The organism is Micromonospora sp. NPDC127501 (assembly GCF_040302185.1).
Lineage (GTDB): Bacteria > Actinomycetota > Actinomycetes > Mycobacteriales > Micromonosporaceae > Micromonospora.
The window spans coordinates 409,088-427,560 of the sequence record NZ_JBEORJ010000005.1 but is presented as its reverse complement, the minus strand read 5'-3'; the positions used below and the strand labels follow the sequence as shown (position 1 = coordinate 427,560).

Below are 18,473 nucleotides of genomic sequence, written 5' to 3'. Positions count from 1 at the left end.
CACCCCTGTTACCCCGACCGCACCCCCGGCACGCGATCTTCGCCCCGCATCTTGGGACGACAGGACGGGTGAGGGCGTCCGGTCGGGTACGCTGGCCCGGTGACGCGTTCCTATCGATGGTTTAGGCAGCCGGCTCGCACGCCGGTGACTTCACCATGAACTGACGTCACCACGGACCGAGCCGGCTGGGCAGGAGCTGTCGTTCCTGCCCTTTTGCGTACGAGCAGCCGGCTCGTCCCGGGCACCGGCCCCGGGCACGGTCGGCGGAAGGATGCCCACCGTGACGACCCCGGAGACCGATCGGGTCAGCGATCAGCGGATCGACCGTGTCGTGCCGCTGACCACGCCCGCCCTGCTGCACCACGAGTTGCCCCTGGACGCCCCGCTCGCGTCGGCCGTGTTGACCGGCCGCCGCGCGGTCGGTCGCGTGCTGGACCGCGAGGACGACCGCCTGCTGGTGGTGGTCGGTCCCTGCTCGGTGCATGACCCGGCCGCCGCCCTGGACTACGCGCAGCGTCTTCGGACGGCAGCCGACCGGCTCGCCGACGACCTGCTGATCGTCATGCGGGTCTACTTCGAGAAGCCGCGCTCCACAGTCGGTTGGAAGGGCCTGATCAACGACCCCGGCCTGGACGGCAGCGGGGACGTCAACACCGGTCTGCGGCTGGCCCGGGCGTTGCTGCTCGACGTGCTCCGCCTCGGTCTGCCGGTGGGTTGCGAGTTCCTCGACCCGATCACCCCGCAGTACATCGCGGACACGGTGGCCTGGGGCGCGATCGGTGCCCGCACCGTGGAGAGCCAGGTGCACCGCCAGCTCGCCTCCGGCCTGTCCATGCCGATCGGCATGAAGAACCGCCCGGACGGCAGCATCGGCACGGCCGTGGACGCGATCCGCGCCGCTGGTGTGCCGCACGTCTTCCCCGGCATCGACTTCTCCGGCACTCCGGCGATCATGCACACCCGGGGCAACACCGACGGGCACCTGGTGTTGCGCGGTGGGGGCGGCCGGCCCAACTACGACGCCGAGTCGGTCGCCGGGGCACTCGACCTGCTCCGCGCCGCCGACCTGCCGGAGCGACTGGTGATCGACGCCAGTCACGCCAACAGCGGCAAGGACCACCGTAACCAGCCGTTGGTCGCCGCGGACGTGGCCGCCCAACTGGCCGCCGGCCAGCGTGGGATCACCGGCGTGATGCTGGAGTCGTTCCTGCTGCCCGGCCGGCAGGAGCTCGACCCGACCCGGGAGCTGGAGTACGGCCGGTCGGTCACCGACGCCTGCCTGGGCTGGGACGACACCGCCGAGGTGCTCGACCACCTCGCCTCGGCCGTGCGGGCCCGTCGGGCCACCCTGCCGACGACGGTGTGACCGCCGACACCACGCCTCCCGGAACACGAGCGGGGGTCGGCTCGTTGACTGGGGTGTCGGTGTGTCCAGTGTCCCCGGGCCTCACCTAAATAGCCTTCGCGGAATACCGTCCGGCTGGAGCCGCGTAGTGCCACTCGCCGAGAGGCGACCTGCACACCGACACCAGCGCCGCCCCCGGCCCACAAGGCCGGGGGCGGCGCTGTGCACAGGGGGTTCGCAGGGCCGTCGACCGGCAGGGCAGGCGGCCACCGGGGTGACGTTTGACCGATTCCGCCCCGGGTAGCTGATCGACGTGACCGACGACGCATCCGTGGCCGACGAGCCGGACACCCAGACCCTCGACGACCTGCTCGACGACATCTTCCGGGCGCAGGAGCGGGTCACCCAGGCGGAGATCTATCGCCGGGCGGTGGCCGCCGAGCTTCCACCGGACCTGCTCGCCCGCATCGACGCGCTTCCCGAGGGCGAGTACGCGGTGGACGAGGCCAGCGACCTGCTGGGCGGTTCCATCGGCTGAGCGACCTGGGCGGCACCATCGCGTGAATGACCGCAGGAGGGACACCGACATGACGCACCACGAGGACCACGACGAGAAGGTGCCGGCGCTGGGTCAGCCCCCGAAGGGTAGGGACACCACGCCCGAGCCGGACTTCGCCAACGAGCACGACCGCACGGCGGTGGATCGGGACATCATCACCGGGGCGGACGAGGACGAACGGGAGCCGGAGTCGCCGCACGGTTGGTCCGGCATGCAACGTTGAGGCGTACGCGAAAGGGGGGCCGGTATCTGCCGGCCCCCCTTTCGCGTACTGCTCGTCAGTCCTCGTCCTGGTGCCCACCCTCGGCGGCCTGCTGCGCCGCCGCGTACGCCATCTGGAGGAAGTCGGACGCGGCGACCGCCGTCAGCGCGGTGGCCACCAGGCGGGTGAGCCGGGGCGCGAGCACCAGGCCACCGGTCAACCCGGTGGCGACCCAGACCGCCAGGCAGAACGGGCAGCTCAGCAGCTCGCCGATGGCGTGCCGGGTGGGGCTGCCCGAGTCGCGGACCTGCTCCATCACCTCGCCGCTGCCGATCGGACGGTCGTAGCGGGTGAACGGCGCCCGCAACGGGCTGGTCACCGCGTCCTTGGACAGCAACCGACTCAGCTTGTGCGTGGCGATGGAGAGCAGCACCACGTCGGACGGCGCGGGACGCTCCGGCACCGGTCGGCCGGTCGCCTTGACCAGGCCGGCGATAGCTCCGGTCACCCCGGCGTAGGCGCCCATCGCCACCAGGTAGCCGCCGAGCGGCCGGTGCTCGTGCGGCGCGTACGCCCGGCGCAGCCGGGCCGCCTTCTGTCGCAGGCCAGTGTCGCTCACCCGATCTCCTCACGTGTCGTGGTGGTGTGGGAACGGCGTCCCGCGCGGCCGGCTCAGCCGGCCTGGAGGTTGTCGGCGACCTCGCGTACCAGGTTGGCGAGCGCTTCGTCGGCCAGCTGGTCCGGACCGGGTCCGCCGGACCCGTCGGCCAGGTCGAGCTGGATCCGGGCGCCACCGGAATCGGCCGGCTCCACCCGGATCTCGGCGGACCAGTCGTCGGTGTCGCCGTCGCCCCAGCGGGCGCGCAGCTCCTCGCCGCTGATCTCCGCGGCGGGACTGCCGTCGCCACGGAGCGGCTCCGGCAGCCAGGCCGAGGCACGGTCGGGGTCGGTGGCCGTGTTGAAGACCACCTCGGGTGGCGCGGACATGCCGCGCACGGCGCGCGCCGGCATCAGGCGTCCCGCAGGCGGCTGGGATCGACCTCACGGCCCGGGTGTCGGGCCAGGTACTCGGTCTCCAGCTCCGCCGTGCGCCGCAGGTGGTTCGCGAGTGCGGAGTCCGCCGCGTGCCGCAGGGTGTCCAGGCGGGTGCGGTGCAGACTGTGCATCTCGCGGATCAGGTCCTCGTCGGTCAGCTCCGTCGGGTCGATGCCGAGGTCGCCGTCGAGGTCGGGAGCGCCGGCCGGGTCGGCGAGCTGATCGCCGCCCCACTCGGGCACCCGCTGCTCCGGGCTCATATCCGCACTGCCGCCGGACGCGAAGCCGTCCTCACGTACCGATCCGGTCATGATCGCCCCCCTTGATCTCGTTTGGGCTGGCGTCTAGACGATTGCCCAGGCGTGGTGATGCCAAACCAAGCCGGCGAGGCGACGACTACGACACGGTGTCGGAGATCGGTAGCGCCCCCGGTACCCTCAATGTCATGAGGCGGCTCTGGACCCCGGCGTGGATCGCACGCCACGTGGCCATGGTCGTGCTGGTCGTGAGCTTCCTCGGGCTGGGCTGGTGGCAGATCAGCCGGGCCACCGCCGGCAACAGCCTGAGCTGGGGGTACGCGGTCGAGTGGCCGATCTTCGCCGGCTTCGTGGTCTACGTCTGGTGGCGTGAGGTGAAGCTGGCCCGCCGCAGGGCGGCCGACGCCGACGCGCCGCCGGCGGATCCGGCCGTCGAGCCGGCACCGGCGGTCGCCACCGGGTCCCGACCGGCGGTACGCCGACCGGTGCGGGTGTCCCGGGTGCCGGCCACCGGCGATGTCGTCGAGGACACCGACCTGGCCGCCTACAACCACTACCTGTCATGGTTGAACGCCAATCCGGGCGCCCGGCCCGGTGACTATCCCGGCTGAGCCGGGCTCGGAAGGACGGACGAAGGTGGGCGCTGCCCTTACCCGGTACCGCGTGATCGCCTGGATCGTGGGCGTGGTGCTGATCCTGCTGGTCGTGATCGGCATGCCACTGAAGTACGCGTTCGACAACCCGGTCGTCGTCGAGACCATCGGGCCGGCGCACGGCTTCCTCTACATGATCTACCTGGTGGCGGCGTTCGACCTGAGCCGCCGAGCCGACTGGCCGCTGAAGCGGATGCTGCTGGTGATGCTGGCCGGCACGGTGCCGTTCGTCTCGTTCTACGCGGAGCGCCGGGCCAGCGCCTGGGTTGCCGCACCGCAGCAGGAACGGGCTCCGGAGCCGGTCGCCCGCTGAGCTTGCTGGACGGCAGGTGGGCCGACGCGGCTCCGGCGCACCGCCGCCGGGTCAGCGGTTGGGCCGCCACGGGTCCGCGTCCGCGAGCGGGTCGACCCAACTGCCGTAGCGGTTGACCTCCCGGGCCCGCAGCAACGCCCGGGTGACCTGGCCGAACTGCCGCTCGTCGTCGGCGCTGAAGAGCAGCACCTCCGAGCCTTGGTACCACCCCCACAGCTCGTGCGGCGGTGGGCGCCAGCGATCGCCGACCAGGGCGAGAGCGGCCGGGAGCAGGAACACCGCGCCGAGGATCAGGTACGCCTCGGCGGTGAGACGTTGCAGACCGCCGGTGAAGCCGAGGAGCACCCCCACACCCCCGAGCATGCTGGCGGTGATGACCACGGCCCGGACGGCGATCCGGTCGTGCGGACCCCGGGTGGTACGCAGATGGGTCAGGTCGGCGACCCGGTAACTGTTCCGACCGACGGTGAACCGGTCGACGGTCACGATGATGCCGGGCCGCGCGTACAGCAGGGTCGACCGGGCGCCCGGCACCGTTCGCGGCGGTCGCGTCTTTGCGCCTTCACGATTCACGGTTCCTCCCGAAGGGGACGGTTGGCCGAGTGGGCCCGCTGACGACAGTCATCGCTGGCTGTCGACGGGATTCCCGGCTCCGGACTTCATTGTGTTGCGGCACCGCCAGTCCACCTGGGCATTTACCGGGTCCCGACAGCTCGCCACGGCCGGGTGACATCGCCGAGAAACAGCATCCATTTCGGTTTTTATCGGTTATGGCAGCCAGGAATCCGGCGGCATACGCCCGGAACGACGAAAGTCGCATATCCGTCAGTAGCTCGCTAAAAGGGCGATGTTCCCTCGTTCGGAGGCGTCATCAGCCACGATGACGCCACCCAGCCCAGCGGCCCGACCCGCAACTCTGCCAACTTTCGCCCCTGCTTCAACTGCGAGCGACATCCGTCCCGGGTTAGGTTGGGCGAGCCGGTCCGGCCCAGTGCCGTCCGCCCGGATGGCCCCGGCCGGTGTCGTCGAGGGCGTCAGCAGCCCCGGCGGCCGTGGGAGAGGGGCCTTCCGCTCTTGTCATCCCTGAGAAATCTGCTGCGCACCGTGGCGCTGGTCGGCATGTCGGCCGCGCTGATCGCCCCGACGGCGGCGGCCCAGGCCGAGCCGTCCCCCGCCGACCTGACCCGCCGGATCGAGACGTCCTCGGCCGAGTTGGAGCGGGTCGTCGAGTCGTACAACAAACTGCGTGAGGAGATCAAGACAAACGAGGCCGCCGTGGCCCGATTACAGACCCGCATCGGCCCGCTCGAACAGCAGGTCGAGCAGAGCCGGGCCGACGTCGCGGAGCTGGCCTCCACCGCGTACAAGAGTGGCGGCCTGCGCACCGCGGACGCCCTGCTGCGCCCGGGTGGCTCGGCCGCGTTGCTTGACCGGCTCGGCACGATCGAGCAGCTGACCCGCCAACGGCAGGAGCGCATCTCCGGCTTCACGGCCGACCAGCAGCGACTGCTCGACGAGAAGGCCCGCCTGGGCGCGACGTTGACCCGGCAGGCCGCACAGGCCCGTCAGCTCGCCGCGGGTAAGAAGCAGATCGAGCAGGACCTGGCCAAGCTGTACGAGCTGCGCCGGCAGGCGTACGGGGCCGCCACCGAGCGACCCGAGCCCAAGGCGGCGACGACAGAGGCCAAGAACGTGCCCGCCGTGTCCGGTGCTGCCGGCACCGCGGTGCGTTACGCGTTCGGCGCGATCGGCAAGCCGTACGTCTGGGCGGCCGACGGGCCGAACGGCTACGACTGTTCCGGCCTGACCTCGGCGGCCTGGCGGGCGGCCGGGAAGTCCCTGCCGCACAACACCCGGATGCAGTGGAGCGCGGTCGCCCACATCGGGCGGGGCGAACTACGCCCCGGCGACCTGGTCTTCTACAGCGGGCTCGGGCACGTCGCCCTGTACGTGGGCGACGGTCAGGTGATCGACGCGCCCAGCGCCGGTCGCAACGTGCTCAAGCGTGGCATGAACATGATGTCCATCCAGGGTTACGGCCGGGTCCGCTAACCACAACCGGAAACGGCGAACGGCCGGCGTCCCCCTATCGGACGCCGGCCGTTCGCCGTCATTGCTACCAGGTCAGGCTGCTTGCAGCCCCTCCGCCCGAGCCAGCTCGCGGAGCCGGCCGAGGGCCTGGATCTCCAGCTGCCGGATCCGCTCGCGGGACAGCGAGAACCGGGACGCGACCTCGGTGAGCGAGTGCTCCCGGCCGTCCTCCAGCCCGTAGCGGGCCCGCATGATGCCGGCGGACCGGTCGTCGAGGTGGTTGAGCAGCCCCTCGATGCGCTGCCGCTCCAGGCCGCTGAGGACGATGTCCTCCGGCGACGGCGCGTCACTGTCGGCGACCAGGTCACCGAGGTTCGTGTCGCCGTCGTCGCCGACCGGGGTGTCCAGCGAAACGGTGTCCTGCGACCAGCGGCGCAGCTCGTTCACCCGCTCGACGGTGACGCCGAGGGCGTTGGCGATCTGCTCCGGCTCCGGGTCGCTGCCCAACTCGCGGGTCAGCTGCCGGGCCACGTTGCGCATCCGGTTGACGTCCTCCACCAGGTGCACCGGTAGACGGACGGTGCGCTCCTGCTGGGCGATCGCCCGGCTGATCGCCTGCCGGATCCACCAGGTGGCGTAGGTGGAGAACTTGTAGCCGCGCTCGTAGTCGAACTTCTCGACCGCCCGGACGAGGCCGGTGTTGCCCTCCTGGATCAGGTCCAGCATGGGCATCCCCGAGCGCACGTACCGTCGGGCGATCGACACGACCAGTCGGAGGTTGGCGCGGATGAAGAGGTCCTTCGCCCGCTCCCCCTCGACGACCAGCCACTCCAGGTCGGCCCGGTCGACACCGGCGGGAACGGCTTCCTCACCGAGCAGGTGCTCGGCGTAGAGGCCGGCCTCGATCGCCTTGGAGAGATCGACCTCCTTGGCGGCGTCCAGCAGTGGCGTCCGGGAGATCTCGTGCAGGTAGACGCCGACCAGGTCGCGCTCCTCGGCAACCTCGTCGGTTCGCATGCCGATGTTCTTGTCCACGTTGCCCACGGTCCCCTCGCTCGCGCCGGTTGCCCGGTTCCTTGCCATTCCCCACACCTGTCAGCCCCTGGTAACTTCTGCTGTGCCGATCGGTGCTGACACCTACACAACAGATGAGACGTGTCGGGGATTCCTCGTCGTGAGTCGAAAGTGTCACGAATGCCTGAGTAGTAGCTGAGAGCACGGTCCATGTTTGCTGTCAGCACCCCATCGGGTGGCTCGCCACTGGGCACCACGTACGGGTTACCGCACCATGGCAACACCGCCCGCCGTGGGGGCACAGCGACCCGGGTCACCACCGCGATGCGATCCTGGTCACTGCGAGATACGCACCCGTGGACCGGTCGGTTCATTCACGGGGGTGTTATTACCCCCCGGCCAGATGAACAATCCGAGGGCCGGTTCGCTTCCCGGTCGCCGGGTGGCGCTAGGAGGCGAGAAGGGCGAGGGCGCCACGCACCTGGTCGGCCGAGCGCGCCAGCGCGGCCCGGGCGGCGTCGATCTCGGCGCCCGAGACGAGGGCGACGAGCGCCGTCTTCAGATCCCCGTCGGCCTCGGTGAGGGCCTGCCGGGAGAGCTCCTCCGAGCAACCGGTGGCCTCGACCAGAATCGAGATCATTCGTCCGCGGAGTTTCGCGTTGGTGGCCACCATATCGATCATGAGGTTCGAGTAGACCCGCCCCAGGCGCACCATGACGGCGGTCGAGAACGTGTTGAGCACCAACTTCTGCGCTGTGCCCGCCTTCATCCGGGTCGACCCGGTGACCACCTCGGGTCCGGTGTCCACCCCGATGAACACGTCGACCGACCGGGCGGCCTCCGCCTCCGGATTGGCGCAGAGCAGCACCGTCGAGGCGCCCTTGGCGTGGGCCGAGGCAAGCGCCCCGAGGACGTACGGGGTGCGTCCGCTGGCCGCCAGACCCACCACCAGGTCCCCGGCCCGTACACAACTGGCCGCTTCGACCGCGCCGCCCCGCTCGTCGTCCTCGGCGTCCTCGACGGCCCGCCACATGGCGTCCGGGCCCCCCGCGAGGTGCGCGCAGAACCAGTGTCGGGGCGAGTTGAAGGTGGGGGCCAGTTCGGCCGCGTCGAGCACGCCCAGTCGGCCGGAGGTGCCGGCACCGAAGTAGTGCACCCGGTGACCGCCGCGTAGCGCCGCGACCGCCAGGTCGACGGTGGTGGCGATCTCGTCGAGCACCGCGGCGACCGCCGCGGGAACCCGCCGGTCCGCCTCGTTGATCACGGTGAGCACGTCCCGGGTCGACATCAGGTCGAGGTCGACGCTGAGCGGGTTACGCCGTTCGGTGGGGGCACCCACCCGGACCGTGGGGCGAGCAGGCCGTGCGGGCATCTCCGCACCGGCCGTCATGCCCGCCTCCGGTTGGCACCCACCCGGTGCGACTGGACCGCCTCGGCGGTCGCCTCCAGGGCCTTGCGGGCCCGGGCCCGGTTGCGGGCGGCCACCCCGACGAAGAGGCAGTCGACCACGGTGAGCTGGGCCAGCCGGCTGGCCGTCGCGCCGGAGCGGTAGGTGGTCTCCCGGGCCGCCGTGGTCAACACGAAGTCCGCCACGTCGGTGATCGGCGAGCGCGGGAAGTTGGTCAGCGCCACTGTCGCGGCACCGCGGGTACGGGCCTGCTCCAGCACCTCGATCACGTCGGAGGTGGTGCCGGTGTGCGAGATGCCGATCGCCACGTCTCCCCGGCCCAGGAGTGCGGCAGAGGTCAGCGCGGTGTGCACGTCCGGGAAGTAGAAGGCGATCCGGCCGATGCGGTGCAGCTTCTGCTGGAAGTCCGAGGCGACGAACCCGCTGGCGCCGGCGCCGTAGATGTCGATCCGACCGGCACCGCTGATCGCCTCGACCACCTGCTCGCAGACGGCGGGGTCGAGTTGCTCGGCGGTCTCCTCGACCGCGCGGGCGTCGTTGAACGCGATGGTGGCGATGATCTGGGCGAGGTCGGCGCCGGGCGGGATGTCACCGCCGACCACTCGGGCGTCCGGTGGCTCGATCCGGCGGGCGGCCTCGGCGGCGAGGCGGATGCGCAGTTGGGGATAACCGTCCATGCCGACCGAACGGCAGAACCGGATGACGGTCGCCTCGGATGTCTCGGCTGCGGTGGCGAGGTCGGTGATTGTCCGACGGGCGGCGGCCGCCGGGTCGGAGACCACCAACCGGGCGACCCGCTGCTCGGCGGGCGACAGCGATGGCAACAGCCCGCTGATGTGGACGATCAGCCCACCGGGCTCGTGACTCGCAGAAATCTTCGCACTCTTCGCCACGGATGAAACTTACTTTCAGCAGGCGTGAGCGTCAACTATGACTGTCCGAGGTGGGGGGAAACTTCGATCGCCGGGATCACCGGTCCCGCACAGCCTGCCACTTTCCCAGGATCGCCGCCTCATCCGCCGGGTCGAGTCCACCCTGCCGGACGGCCGCCGGGTGCGCGGCCATCCAGGACGCGGTCGCCCGAACGGTATCGGCCAGCGGACGGACCGTCAGACCGGCGTCCAGGGCCGGCCGGACGTCCCGGTCCATCAGGCCAGCGGTCTCGGGCAGCCGCACCCAGAGCGGCAGCGCCCGCTCCCCCGACCACTCGCGTACGTCGTTGGACAGCAGGAACTCCTGGTCGACCCAGGTGAAGGCCGGATCGGCGATGCCCAGCCCGGCGGCCACCCCGGCCAACATCTCGGCCCGGGACATCGCCGGACCGCTGCCGTCGTACGTGCCGCCGAGGCGGGTGCCGGCGGCGTGCAACAGCCAACCGGCCAGATCGGCGACGTCCACGAACTGCACCCGATCGGTCGGGTGCCCGGGGGCCAGCACCTCGCCACCGGCCGACAGCCGCCGCACCCAGTACGGGAAACGATCGCTCGGATCCTCCGCGCCGACGATCAGCCCCGCTCGGCAGATGAACGAACGGTCCACGCCCATCCGCTCCCGGACCAGCTCCTCGATGCTCACCTTGCACTCGCCGTACCAGCGGTGGTCCGGGCCGACCGGACCGTCCACGTCCGGCGGGGCCGGCGCCAGGATCGGCGCGTCCGCGGCGGTCTGGCCCGGGGTGGTGTGGTCCGCGTACACCGAGATCGTCGACACGAACGACCAGTGGCCGACGTGGTCGGCGAGCGCGGCCAGCGCGTGCCGGGCGTGGCTGATCTGGCGGGTCACGTCGACCACGGCGTCGAAGCCCGCGGCGGCGAGGGGGACCAGCGACTCGGGATCATCGCGGTCGGTCGCCACGAACCGCGCCCCGGCCGGCACCGCTCCGGACACGCCCCGGGCCGCACAGGTCACCTCGTGCCCCTGTTCGACGGCGAGCCGTGCCGCCGCCCGACCGAGGAACCGGGTGCCACCGAGAATGAGGATCCGCATCCGCCGATCCTGCGCCCCCAAGGTCCGCACATCCCAACCAATCTGCCCACGGCAGACCGCGATCATGACGTTGTTGCCACTCAGATCGGTGTGTCACGGCGACAACTTCATGATCGACGGAGGGGCTCGAAGGGGGCGGGGCACTACCGTGGGGCGCATGGGAGAGCGCAGCGTGTTGGTGACCGGGGGTTCCGGCGGGCTCGGCGGGGCGGTCGTCACCGCGTTCGTCGAGGCGGGCTGGCGGGTGGTCGTACCGGAGCGGAAAGCTCGGCCCGGGTCGGAGCCGGCGGCGGCCGGACTGGTCCGGGTGGTCGCGGACCTGGGCGAGCCGGCGGGCGCGGCGCAGGCGGTCGAGGCCGCGGCCGGCGAACCGGCGGCGCCGTTGCGCGCGGTGGTCAACCTCGTCGGGGGGTACGCCAGCGGCGGGTTGGTGCACGAGACCCCGGTCGAGGAGTTCGAGCGGATGCTCACCGTCAACCTGCGGCCGACCTACCTGGTCACCCAGGCCGCGCTTCCGCACCTGGTGGCGTCTGGCGGCGGCGCGGTGGTCTGCGTCTCGGCCCGCGCGGCGGTCACCCCGTTCCGCGGCGCGGCCGGCTACTCGACGGCCAAGGCGGCGGTGCTGGCCTTCGCCAACGCTGTCGCGGTGGAGTACCGGTCGCAGAACGTGCGCTGCAACACGGTGCTGCCCAGCGTCATCGACACCCCGGCGAACCGGGCGGCCCAGCCCGACGCCGACCATTCCCGCTGGGTGACCCCGGCCGAGATCGCGCCGGTGATCCGGTTCCTCGCGTCGGCCGATTCCGCCCCGACCAGTGGCGCCACGGTGCCGGTCTACGGGCGGGCCTGAGCCACCACCGGGCCGGCGTCCTCTCCGCCCGAGGCGGACGGCGGTAGCCAGGTCTCCAGGTGCGCCTGAATCTGCTCGGTCACCTCCTCGGCCGGGCGGCCCGCGTCCACCAGCACGAAGCTGGGGTACTCGGGCAGTGCCCGGTAGGCGGTGTCGGCGGCGGTCAGCCACCCCATCGTCTCGTGGTCGGTGCCGCGTTCCTCGATGCGCCGGTACGCCTCCGCCGGGTCGACGGCGAGCAGGAAGGTCACCTGCGGCGTGGGGAACAGCCGGTAGCCGGCCCGGGCGAGCCGCTCCCAGCGCTGCCCGCCGTGCGCCCGGATGCTCGCGTACTGGCAGGCCGAGTAGCGGTCCATCACCGCCGTCCGGCCGGTGAGCAGACAGCTGAGCAGGGCGATGGCGATGGCCAGCCAGCGCAGCACCGATTCCACGGCGAGCACGCCGTCGCGACCGACGAGCCGTTGCGCGTCCGGCCGGCCGAGGCGTTGGGCGAGGCGGCCGAGCCAGCGGCGGCCACTGGCGTTGCGGCGGTAGGTGGCGGGGCGTCCGGCGGCGGTCAGCGCGTCGGCCAGCCGGTGTGCCTGCGTGGTCTTGCCCGAACCGTCGATCCCGATCAGGGCGACGGTGCGCAATCGGGCCTTGCGTCGTCGCATCCCCGATGATCTGGCCACTCTCCACAGGTTATCCGACCCACGCACCTGCTCCGCGAGGTTTGTGGTGCTTCATCCCTGTTGACGCCCGACCGAGACACCAGCAGGTGTGGACGACCGGAATGCCGGGTACCGGAGTTTGAAATCCAACCGCCGGTCCACCAACACCACGACGGAGGAACCAGATGGCTGAGCGCGGAGACGAGAGTCTTGTGCACACCCTCAAGAAGGTCGCCGCCGTGCTCAAGCAGTCCGAGATTCCGTTCGCCCTGGGCGGCAGCTTCGCGGTCTACGCCCACGGGGGTCACTCCAGTGATCACGACGTCGACTTCCTGATCCGGGAGGCCGACGTGGAAGAGGCACTGGAGGCCCTGGTGGCCGCCGGCTTCGTCGCCGAGCGCCCACCGGAGGACTGGCTGGTGAAGGTCTTCGACGACGGCCGGATGGTGGACCTGATCCACCGGCCGATCGAGACGCCGGTGACCGAGGAGACGTTCGCCGACACGGTCATCCGACCGGTGGACGCGATTCACATGCCGGTGCTGTCCGCGACCCAGCTGATGGTGCACAAACTGCTCAGCTTCTCCCAGCACTACTGCGACTTCGCCCGCGGTCTGCCGCTGGCCCGCTCGCTGCGGGAGCAGATCGACTGGGAACGGGTACGCAAGGAGACGCAGCACTCGCCGTACGCCGAGGCGTTCCTGGTGCTGCTGGACCGGCTGGAGGTGGTGCCGGCCGCCGGCACCCAGCCAGGAGAGGGGACATCGTGACCCACGATCGCGACATCGGCGCCGGGCCACCGGACGAGTACGTCGAAGCGGAGATCCAGCGGATGCTCGCCGAGAATCCGGCCGTCGCCGAACAGGGGATCACCGTGGTCCGGCGGGACAGCGTCCTCGTGCTACACGGCGAGGTGGAGAGCCCGCACCGGCGGGAGGAGATCCTGCGCCGGGTGTCCGAGCGCTTCCCGGACGTGCCGGTCACCAGCGACATCGGGGTGATCCGCACGCAGGCGCCCACGGAGATCGAGCAACTGCCCTGAGGGAGGTTCCATGGTGATCCGGATTGCCGCTGTGGGCGACGTGCATCTGGACGAGGACGTGGTCGGCCGGTTCCGACCGGCGTTGGAGGAGCTGCCGGAGTGCGCCGATGTGCTGCTGCTGGCCGGGGACCTGACCCGGCACGGCACCGAGGCCGAGGCGCGCTGCGTGGCAGAGGAGTTCGGTGGGTTGGCCGTACCGGTGGTGACCGTGCTGGGCAACCACGACCACCAGTGTGACCAGGTGCCACAGGTGGTCAAGGTGCTGGAGGACGCGGGCATCACCGTGCTGGAGGGCAACGGCGTCGTGCTGGACTGCGCGGGTGGCCGGCTCGGCATCGCCGGCGTCAAGGGCTTCGGCGGCGGGTTCGCCGGGCGGTGCGCCAGTGACTTCGGCGAGCCGGAGATGAAGGCGTTCGTGCGAACGACCACCGAGAGCGCCGAACGCCTCGGCACGGCGCTGCGCTCGCTGGACTGCGACATGCTGGTGGCGCTCACGCACTACGCACCGGTGCCGGACACGCTGGTCGGGGAGCCGTTGGAGATCTACCCGTTCCTGGGGTCGTACCAGTTGGGGCAGGCGATCGACTCGGCGCCCACGGCGCTGGCAGTGCACGGGCACGCGCACGCCGGCACCGAGCGCGGCACGACCCCCGGCGGGGTACGTGTCCGCAACGTCGCGCACCCGGTGATCAAGCAGGCGTACAGCGTCTTTCACGTTGGCGATCAACTCGACACCGACCAGGTTTCCCCGATCGGCCAGTCGGGTAGTCAGAGGTCATGGAGCTGATTCTCTGGATTCTCGCAGTCGTACTCGTGGTCGCCGGCATCCTCGCGCTGTTCCGCCGGCAGATCCTGTGGGGCATCGTCCTCATCGTCGTCGGGCTGTTGGTCGGCCCGGGTGGTGTCAGCATCTTCAATTAGCGCTCGTACGCCCTAACACCGGGACCCGCCGGGGTCGCCGCGACCGAAGCTTCGTCCTCCCGACAGAAGCATCGGCCGTGGCGATCCCGGCGCTTTTTCGTGGCTGGCCGGCTCCGTGAAGCACCCTCCCGCTCGTCGGTTTGAGCCGACCTCGAGAGGAAATATCTCGACGATGGAGATATCTCGGGACGCGCCGGCGACCTCCGGACGGCGAGCGTGGTGGGCCCTCGCCGGTTTCGCGGCCGCGGTCTTCGTCGCCGCCGCGATCGGCGGGCTGGGCGTGCAGGGCACCACCGCGGAGTACGCGAACCTCCGGCAGCCCGGGTGGGCCCCGCCCTCGTGGCTGTTCGGCCCGGTCTGGTCGCTGCTCTACGCGCTGATCGCGGTGGCCGGCTGGCTGGTCTGGCGCCGGGTCGGCTTCTCCCCCGCCCTCTGGGCGTGGACCGCCCAACTGGTGCTCAACGCGATCTGGACCCCGCTGTTCTTCGGCGCGGGGCGGTACGGGCTGGCGTTCGCCGAGATCGTGCTGATGTGGCTGGCGATCGGCCTGACCGTGGTGCTGTTCGCCCGGGTGTCCCGGGTGGCGACGGCGCTGCTGCTGCCGTACTGGGCCTGGGTCACCTTCGCCGCCGCGTTGAACCTGTCGATCTGGCAGCTGAACAACTGACGGCACGGTCCCCGGCGGCGGCGTCCGCCGGGGACCGTGGCCGTCACCGGGTCAGCAGCGGGGCACGCCGGGGATGTATCCGTCGGAGCCGGTGTACACGTACGCGTCCGCGATGTAGCGGCCGGAGCCGATCCGGTCCCAGATCGAGCTGGTGCCGTACGTGCCGGTGACCGTGGTGCCGCTGGTCTGGCAGGCGATGGTCACCCGGGTGCCGTCGGCGACGGTGCCCACCGAGGCGTACCCGGTGCCGGGGCCGGAGCGGACGGTCAGCGGCGTGCCGCTGGTGTCGACAGTGCCGTTGCCACTGCCCGAGGAGCACCCGTTGTTACTGGTGTAGCTCTTGGTGCCCCAGTACAGCGCGAGAGTGCCGTTGAAGCGGACCTGGATGTCGGCCCCGTTGAGGCGCTGCTCGTAGTGCAGGTGGGGGCCGGTCGATCCGCCGGTGCTGCCGACCCAGCCCAGCACCTTGCCGTACCCGACCGTCTGCCCGACCGAGACGTTGAAGCCGTTGAGATGCGCGTAGTAGGTGCTGTAACCGCCGCCGTGGTTGATTCGCACGTATTTGCCGTAGCTGGTGCCACCGAGGTCGGTCACCCGGTCGACAGTGCCCGGGGCGCTGGCGACCACCGGGTCGCCGAGGTCGTCGGTGCGGTTGAAGTCGACGGCGTACGCCGGGCTGTGATCCGACCGGGTCTGCCCGGACCAGGACTGGCCGCACGGGAACGGCACCTTGAAGGTCGGCGCGGCCAGGGCCGGGGTCGCCGGCACCAGCGCTCCCCCGACGAAGAGACCCGTCACCAGCAGGCTGATCCACCGCTTTCGCATACAGCTCCTCCTATGTCGAAAACCTTCGATGTGAGGTGCCTAGCCTGACAGATATCGTCAATCTTCGAAAGAGTCCCCAGCTTGTCCCGGGAGCGCGCCCACCAGGCAGAGCGCAGGTTTCCGGATTGTTACTCGCTCGTGTCTGACTGGGGGTGGACCGGGCCGGATGCAAGCGCTTACATGTGTGCACGCCCAATCGGACCGGCGACAGGTCACCAGCACGACCGCGCCGGCTAGGAAGGAGGACGGCATGGCGGTCTTTACCAGACCACGCCAGGCCTTCGTGATCGCCGGTGTAATCGGGCTGGCGCTCAGCGCCACCGCCTGCGGTACCGGCGACGACAAGAAGAGCAGCAAAGCGGGCTCCGCGGAGTGCGCCGCATACGACAAGTACGAGGGCCACGACGGCAAGAAGGTCTCCATCTACGCGTCCATCCGTGACGCCGAGGCCGACCTGCTGGAGCGGTCCTGGTCGCAGTTCACCGAGTGCACCGGCATCGAGATCGACTACGAGGGCAGCGGCGAGTTCGAGGCGCAGCTCCCCGTCCGGGTCGACGGCGGCAACGCCCCCGACATCGCCTTCGTGCCCCAGCCGGGCCTGGTGAAGCGATTCGCGGACGCCGGCAAGCTGAAGTCCCTCGGCGCCGACACCAAGGCCCTCGCCGAGCAGAACATGCCGGCCGACTGGCTGAAGTACGGCACCGTGAACGGAACGCTCTACGGCGTGCCGCTCGGCGCCAACGTGAAGTCCTTCGTCTGGTACTCGCCGAAGACGTTCAAGGAGAAGGGCTGGGAGGTCCCGACCACCTGGGACCAGCTCATCGCCCTGAGCGACAAGATCGCCGCCAGCGGCATCAAGCCGTGGTGCGCGGGCGTCGAGTCCGGTGACGCCACCGGCTGGCCGGCCACCGACTGGATCGAGGACGTGGTCCTGCGTACGCAGGGTCCCGAGGTCTACGACCAGTGGACCACCCACACCATCCCGTTCAACGACCCGAAGATCGTCGACGCGGTCGACCGCGCCGGCAGCATCCTCAAGAACGACAAGTACGTCAACGGCGGCTTCGGCGGCGTCAAGAGCATCACCACCACTGCCTTCCAGGAGGCGGGCCTGCCGGTGACCACCGGCAAGTGCGCGATGCACCGACAGGCGTCGTTCTACGCCAACCAGTTCCCCGAGGGCACCAAGGTGGCCGAGGACGGCGACGCGTTCGCCTTCTACTTCCCGGCCATCGACCCGTCCAAGGGCAAGCCGGTGCTGGGCGCAGGCGAGTTCGTCGTCGGCTACGCCGACCGTCCCGAGGTCCAGGCCGTGCAGACCTACCTCGTCTCGGCGGAGTACGTGAACAGCCGCGCGAAGCTCGGCAACTGGGTCACGGCGAACAACAAGCTGGACATCGCCAACGTCGCCAGCCCGATCGACAAGCTCTCCGTCCAGATCCTCCAGGACAAGACGGGCACCTTCCGCTTCGACGGATCCGACCTGATGCCGGCCGCCGTCGGCGCGGGAACGTTCTGGAAGGGCATGGTCGAGTGGCTGAACGGCAAGGCGACCGCCCCGGTGCTCCAGGGCATCGAGAGCAGCTGGCCTAAGTGATCCCCGGCGGTGGCCCGGTCCGCTGACGCGGACCGGGCCACCGGCCGAGGTGGACCCGGAAGGGAGGGTTGATGGAGTTCGACTTCGCCGATGAGCAGCCGAAGCTCCTCATGCTGATGTACGGGCTGGTCGCCTTCGTGCTGGTGGTGGGTGGTCTCCTACTGCTGCTCGACGTGGTGCCGGCCTGGTTCGCCCGGCGGCGGGAGGCGCAGCTCGTCGCCGCCTCGGTGGGTGGTGCTCCACTTCCCCGTCGACCCAAGCAGCGGGAGGGGATCTTCGCGCTCTTCTTCCTGCTGCCGACGCTGTTGCTGCTCACCATCGGTCTGGTCGTGCCGGCCATCCGCACCGTGCTGCTCTCCCTGATGGACAGGACCAGCACGGAGTGGGTCGGCTTGGACAACTTCGGCTGGATGTTCTCCGACGACGCGATCGTCCGGGTCCTGATCAACACCCTGATCTGGGTACTCCTGGTCCCACTGGTGGCGACCGGCTTCGGCCTGATCTACGCCGTGCTGGTGGACAAGGCCCGGTTCGAGTCCGTGGCCAAGTCACTGATCTTCCTGCCGATGGCCATCTCCTTCGTCGGCGCCAGCATCATCTGGAAGTTCGTCTACGCCTACCGAGGTGAGGGCGACCAGATCGGTCTGCTCAACCAGATCGTGGTCAGCCTGGGCGGTGAGCCCAAGCAGTGGCTGCTCGAGTCGCCACTGAACACGCTTCTGCTGATCGTCATCATGGTCTGGATCCAGGCCGGCTTCGCCATGGTGGTGCTCTCCGCCGCGATCAAGGCGATCCCCGGCGACATCGTCGAGGCCGCCCGGCTCGACGGTGTCAGCCCCTGGCAGATGTTCTGGCAGATCACCATGCCGAGCATCCGACCGGCGCTGATCGTCGTGATGGTGACCCTCACGATCGCCACGCTCAAGGTCTTCGACATCGTCCGGACCTCGACGAACGGCAACTACGACACCAGCGTGATCGCCAACGAGATGTACAACCAGGCGTTCCGGTACAGCGAGAACGGGCGGGGTTCCGCGCTCGCGGTCTTCCTCTTCATCCTGGTCATCCCGGTCGTGATCTACCAGATCCGTAACCTCCGTCAACAGCGGGAGGGCTGA

The 18,473-nt window shown here is 70.3% G+C and carries 24 protein-coding genes; 14 read left to right on the top strand and 10 right to left on the bottom strand.

All coding sequences use genetic code 11. From position 1 onward, the window contains the following. The first annotated feature begins 271 nt into the window (after positions 1-271). The 3 genes from ABTW72_RS14680 (at position 272) to ABTW72_RS14670 (ending at position 2,127) form a co-directional block, all read left to right on the top strand. Positions 272-1,366 carry a 3-deoxy-7-phosphoheptulonate synthase gene (locus tag ABTW72_RS14680; protein ID WP_091405633.1) on the top strand — a complete coding sequence of 365 codons (1,095 nt, stop codon included), beginning with the start codon at positions 272-274 and terminating at the stop codon, positions 1,364-1,366. A 283-nt stretch (positions 1,367-1,649) separates the two neighbouring features. Next, entirely contained in the window at positions 1,650-1,883 is a 234-nt protein-coding gene (locus ABTW72_RS14675; protein WP_502892207.1) for a hypothetical protein, read from the top strand. A 49-nt stretch (positions 1,884-1,932) separates the two neighbouring features. Then, positions 1,933-2,127 (top strand): hypothetical protein, encoded by a 195-nt coding sequence (locus ABTW72_RS14670; RefSeq protein WP_091405645.1) that lies wholly within the window; start codon positions 1,933-1,935, stop codon positions 2,125-2,127. A gap of 55 nt (positions 2,128-2,182) precedes the next feature. Here ABTW72_RS14670 and ABTW72_RS14665 read toward each other — a convergent pair whose 3' ends face one another. Genes ABTW72_RS14665 through ABTW72_RS14655 form a run of 3 tightly spaced genes read right to left on the bottom strand, consistent with a single transcriptional unit; the run spans position 2,183 to position 3,455 of the window. Continuing rightward, positions 2,183-2,725 (bottom strand): DUF1360 domain-containing protein, encoded by a 543-nt coding sequence (locus tag ABTW72_RS14665; protein ID WP_350858681.1) that lies wholly within the window; start codon positions 2,723-2,725, stop codon positions 2,183-2,185. A 53-nt stretch (positions 2,726-2,778) separates the two neighbouring features. Then, positions 2,779-3,117: an SRPBCC family protein gene (locus ABTW72_RS14660; protein WP_350858678.1), complete on the bottom strand. Its 339-nt coding sequence runs from the start codon at positions 3,115-3,117 to the stop codon at positions 2,779-2,781. Then, positions 3,117-3,455, bottom strand: a complete 339-nt coding sequence (locus tag ABTW72_RS14655) for a DUF6158 family protein (RefSeq protein WP_502892206.1) — start codon at positions 3,453-3,455, stop codon at positions 3,117-3,119. The genes ABTW72_RS14660 and ABTW72_RS14655 overlap by 1 nt, the downstream gene beginning before the upstream one ends. 131 nt (positions 3,456-3,586) lie before the next feature. Between ABTW72_RS14655 and ABTW72_RS14650 the strand changes: the two genes are divergently transcribed. Both ABTW72_RS14650 and ABTW72_RS14645 read left to right on the top strand, forming a co-directional pair. Continuing rightward, positions 3,587-4,009 (top strand): hypothetical protein, encoded by a 423-nt coding sequence (locus ABTW72_RS14650; RefSeq protein ID WP_350858672.1) that lies wholly within the window; start codon positions 3,587-3,589, stop codon positions 4,007-4,009. A 25-nt stretch (positions 4,010-4,034) separates the two neighbouring features. Continuing rightward, complete coding sequence (locus tag ABTW72_RS14645; RefSeq protein WP_350858669.1) at positions 4,035-4,364, top strand: DUF3817 domain-containing protein; 330 nt, start codon at positions 4,035-4,037, stop codon at positions 4,362-4,364. A 51-nt stretch (positions 4,365-4,415) separates the two neighbouring features. Here the strand turns inward: ABTW72_RS14645 and ABTW72_RS14640 are convergent, their stop codons facing one another. Then, positions 4,416-4,937: a DUF6232 family protein gene (locus tag ABTW72_RS14640; protein ID WP_350858667.1), complete on the bottom strand. Its 522-nt coding sequence runs from the start codon at positions 4,935-4,937 to the stop codon at positions 4,416-4,418. Between the two features lie 501 nt (positions 4,938-5,438). On the opposite strand from ABTW72_RS14640, the gene ABTW72_RS14635 reads away from it, so the two are divergent. Next, positions 5,439-6,416, top strand: a complete 978-nt coding sequence (locus tag ABTW72_RS14635) for a C40 family peptidase (protein ID WP_350858664.1) — start codon at positions 5,439-5,441, stop codon at positions 6,414-6,416. A 72-nt stretch (positions 6,417-6,488) separates the two neighbouring features. Here ABTW72_RS14635 and ABTW72_RS14630 read toward each other — a convergent pair whose 3' ends face one another. The 4 genes from ABTW72_RS14630 to ABTW72_RS14615 all read right to left on the bottom strand — a co-directional run bounded on the left by ABTW72_RS14630 (position 6,489) and on the right by ABTW72_RS14615 (position 10,803). Then, on the bottom strand, positions 6,489-7,478 hold the full coding sequence (locus ABTW72_RS14630) for a sigma-70 family RNA polymerase sigma factor (protein WP_091405669.1): 990 nt from the start codon (positions 7,476-7,478) through the stop codon (positions 6,489-6,491). 379 nt (positions 7,479-7,857) lie between these two features. Then, a complete protein-coding gene (gene murQ / locus ABTW72_RS14625) occupies positions 7,858-8,799 on the bottom strand; it encodes an N-acetylmuramic acid 6-phosphate etherase (protein WP_350858661.1) in 942 nt (313 codons plus the stop codon). Further along, positions 8,796-9,710 carry a MurR/RpiR family transcriptional regulator gene (locus ABTW72_RS14620; RefSeq protein ID WP_091405675.1) on the bottom strand — a complete coding sequence of 305 codons (915 nt, stop codon included), beginning with the start codon at positions 9,708-9,710 and terminating at the stop codon, positions 8,796-8,798. The genes murQ and ABTW72_RS14620 overlap by 4 nt, the downstream gene beginning before the upstream one ends. A gap of 76 nt (positions 9,711-9,786) precedes the next feature. Next, positions 9,787-10,803 carry an NAD-dependent epimerase/dehydratase family protein gene (locus tag ABTW72_RS14615; protein WP_350858657.1) on the bottom strand — a complete coding sequence of 339 codons (1,017 nt, stop codon included), beginning with the start codon at positions 10,801-10,803 and terminating at the stop codon, positions 9,787-9,789. Between the two features lie 157 nt (positions 10,804-10,960). Between ABTW72_RS14615 and ABTW72_RS14610 the strand changes: the two genes are divergently transcribed. Further along, positions 10,961-11,653, top strand: a complete 693-nt coding sequence (locus ABTW72_RS14610; RefSeq protein WP_350858654.1) for an SDR family NAD(P)-dependent oxidoreductase — start codon at positions 10,961-10,963, stop codon at positions 11,651-11,653. Here ABTW72_RS14610 and ABTW72_RS14605 read toward each other — a convergent pair. Then, entirely contained in the window at positions 11,638-12,306 is a 669-nt protein-coding gene (locus tag ABTW72_RS14605) for a dTMP kinase (protein WP_502892205.1), read from the bottom strand. The genes ABTW72_RS14610 and ABTW72_RS14605 overlap by 16 nt on opposite strands. Before the next feature lie 182 nt (positions 12,307-12,488). Between ABTW72_RS14605 and ABTW72_RS14600 the strand changes: the two genes are divergently transcribed. The 5 genes from ABTW72_RS14600 to ABTW72_RS14580 all read left to right on the top strand — a co-directional run bounded on the left by ABTW72_RS14600 (position 12,489) and on the right by ABTW72_RS14580 (position 14,933). Further along, entirely contained in the window at positions 12,489-13,073 is a 585-nt protein-coding gene (locus ABTW72_RS14600) for a nucleotidyltransferase family protein (RefSeq protein ID WP_091405683.1), read from the top strand. A gap of 62 nt (positions 13,074-13,135) precedes the next feature. Continuing rightward, positions 13,136-13,345, top strand: a complete 210-nt coding sequence (locus ABTW72_RS14595; RefSeq protein ID WP_350858938.1) for a hypothetical protein — start codon at positions 13,136-13,138, stop codon at positions 13,343-13,345. A 10-nt stretch (positions 13,346-13,355) separates the two neighbouring features. Beyond that, a complete protein-coding gene (locus ABTW72_RS14590) occupies positions 13,356-14,132 on the top strand; it encodes a metallophosphoesterase family protein (protein ID WP_350858648.1) in 777 nt (258 codons plus the stop codon). After that, positions 14,123-14,266: a GPGG-motif small membrane protein gene (locus ABTW72_RS14585; RefSeq protein ID WP_007464364.1), complete on the top strand. Its 144-nt coding sequence runs from the start codon at positions 14,123-14,125 to the stop codon at positions 14,264-14,266. The genes ABTW72_RS14590 and ABTW72_RS14585 overlap by 10 nt, the downstream gene beginning before the upstream one ends. Before the next feature lie 172 nt (positions 14,267-14,438). After that, on the top strand, positions 14,439-14,933 hold the full coding sequence (locus tag ABTW72_RS14580) for a TspO/MBR family protein (RefSeq protein ID WP_350858643.1): 495 nt from the start codon (positions 14,439-14,441) through the stop codon (positions 14,931-14,933). Between the two features lie 51 nt (positions 14,934-14,984). Here the strand turns inward: ABTW72_RS14580 and ABTW72_RS14575 are convergent, their stop codons facing one another. Next, positions 14,985-15,758 (bottom strand): peptidoglycan DD-metalloendopeptidase family protein, encoded by a 774-nt coding sequence (locus tag ABTW72_RS14575; protein ID WP_350858641.1) that lies wholly within the window; start codon positions 15,756-15,758, stop codon positions 14,985-14,987. Between the two features lie 250 nt (positions 15,759-16,008). Between ABTW72_RS14575 and ABTW72_RS14570 the strand changes: the two genes are divergently transcribed. Next, positions 16,009-17,355, top strand: coding sequence for an ABC transporter substrate-binding protein (locus ABTW72_RS14570; protein ID WP_350858638.1), 1,347 nt, complete (start codon positions 16,009-16,011; stop codon positions 17,353-17,355). A 71-nt stretch (positions 17,356-17,426) separates the two neighbouring features. Beyond that, positions 17,427-18,473 carry a carbohydrate ABC transporter permease gene (locus ABTW72_RS14565; RefSeq protein WP_350858635.1) on the top strand — a complete coding sequence of 349 codons (1,047 nt, stop codon included), beginning with the start codon at positions 17,427-17,429 and terminating at the stop codon, positions 18,471-18,473.

Excerpts from the sequence above, each read along its gene's own strand:
- ABTW72_RS14680 (WP_091405633.1), top strand. The coding sequence starts at position 272 with ATGCCCACCGTGACGACCCCGGAGACCGATCGGGTCAGCGATCAGCGG.
- ABTW72_RS14670 (WP_091405645.1), top strand. The coding sequence starts at position 1,933 with ATGACGCACCACGAGGACCACGACGAGAAGGTGCCGGCGCTGGGTCAG.
- ABTW72_RS14660 (WP_350858678.1), bottom strand. The coding sequence starts at position 3,117 with ATGCCGGCGCGCGCCGTGCGCGGCATGTCCGCGCCACCCGAGGTGGTC.
- ABTW72_RS14650 (WP_350858672.1), top strand. The coding sequence starts at position 3,587 with ATGAGGCGGCTCTGGACCCCGGCGTGGATCGCACGCCACGTGGCCATG.
- ABTW72_RS14630 (WP_091405669.1), bottom strand. The coding sequence starts at position 7,478 with ATGGCAAGGAACCGGGCAACCGGCGCGAGCGAGGGGACCGTGGGCAAC.
- murQ (WP_350858661.1), bottom strand. The coding sequence starts at position 8,799 with ATGACGGCCGGTGCGGAGATGCCCGCACGGCCTGCTCGCCCCACGGTC.
- ABTW72_RS14615 (WP_350858657.1), bottom strand. The coding sequence starts at position 10,803 with ATGCGGATCCTCATTCTCGGTGGCACCCGGTTCCTCGGTCGGGCGGCG.
- ABTW72_RS14610 (WP_350858654.1), top strand. The coding sequence starts at position 10,961 with ATGGGAGAGCGCAGCGTGTTGGTGACCGGGGGTTCCGGCGGGCTCGGC.
- ABTW72_RS14605 (WP_502892205.1), bottom strand. The coding sequence starts at position 12,306 with ATGCGACGACGCAAGGCCCGATTGCGCACCGTCGCCCTGATCGGGATC.
- ABTW72_RS14600 (WP_091405683.1), top strand. The coding sequence starts at position 12,489 with ATGGCTGAGCGCGGAGACGAGAGTCTTGTGCACACCCTCAAGAAGGTC.
- ABTW72_RS14595 (WP_350858938.1), top strand. The coding sequence starts at position 13,136 with ATGCTCGCCGAGAATCCGGCCGTCGCCGAACAGGGGATCACCGTGGTC.
- ABTW72_RS14590 (WP_350858648.1), top strand. The coding sequence starts at position 13,356 with ATGGTGATCCGGATTGCCGCTGTGGGCGACGTGCATCTGGACGAGGAC.
- ABTW72_RS14585 (WP_007464364.1), top strand. The coding sequence starts at position 14,123 with ATGGAGCTGATTCTCTGGATTCTCGCAGTCGTACTCGTGGTCGCCGGC.
- ABTW72_RS14580 (WP_350858643.1), top strand. The coding sequence starts at position 14,439 with ATGGAGATATCTCGGGACGCGCCGGCGACCTCCGGACGGCGAGCGTGG.
- ABTW72_RS14575 (WP_350858641.1), bottom strand. The coding sequence starts at position 15,758 with ATGCGAAAGCGGTGGATCAGCCTGCTGGTGACGGGTCTCTTCGTCGGG.
- ABTW72_RS14570 (WP_350858638.1), top strand. The coding sequence starts at position 16,009 with ATGGCGGTCTTTACCAGACCACGCCAGGCCTTCGTGATCGCCGGTGTA.
- ABTW72_RS14565 (WP_350858635.1), top strand. The coding sequence starts at position 17,427 with ATGGAGTTCGACTTCGCCGATGAGCAGCCGAAGCTCCTCATGCTGATG.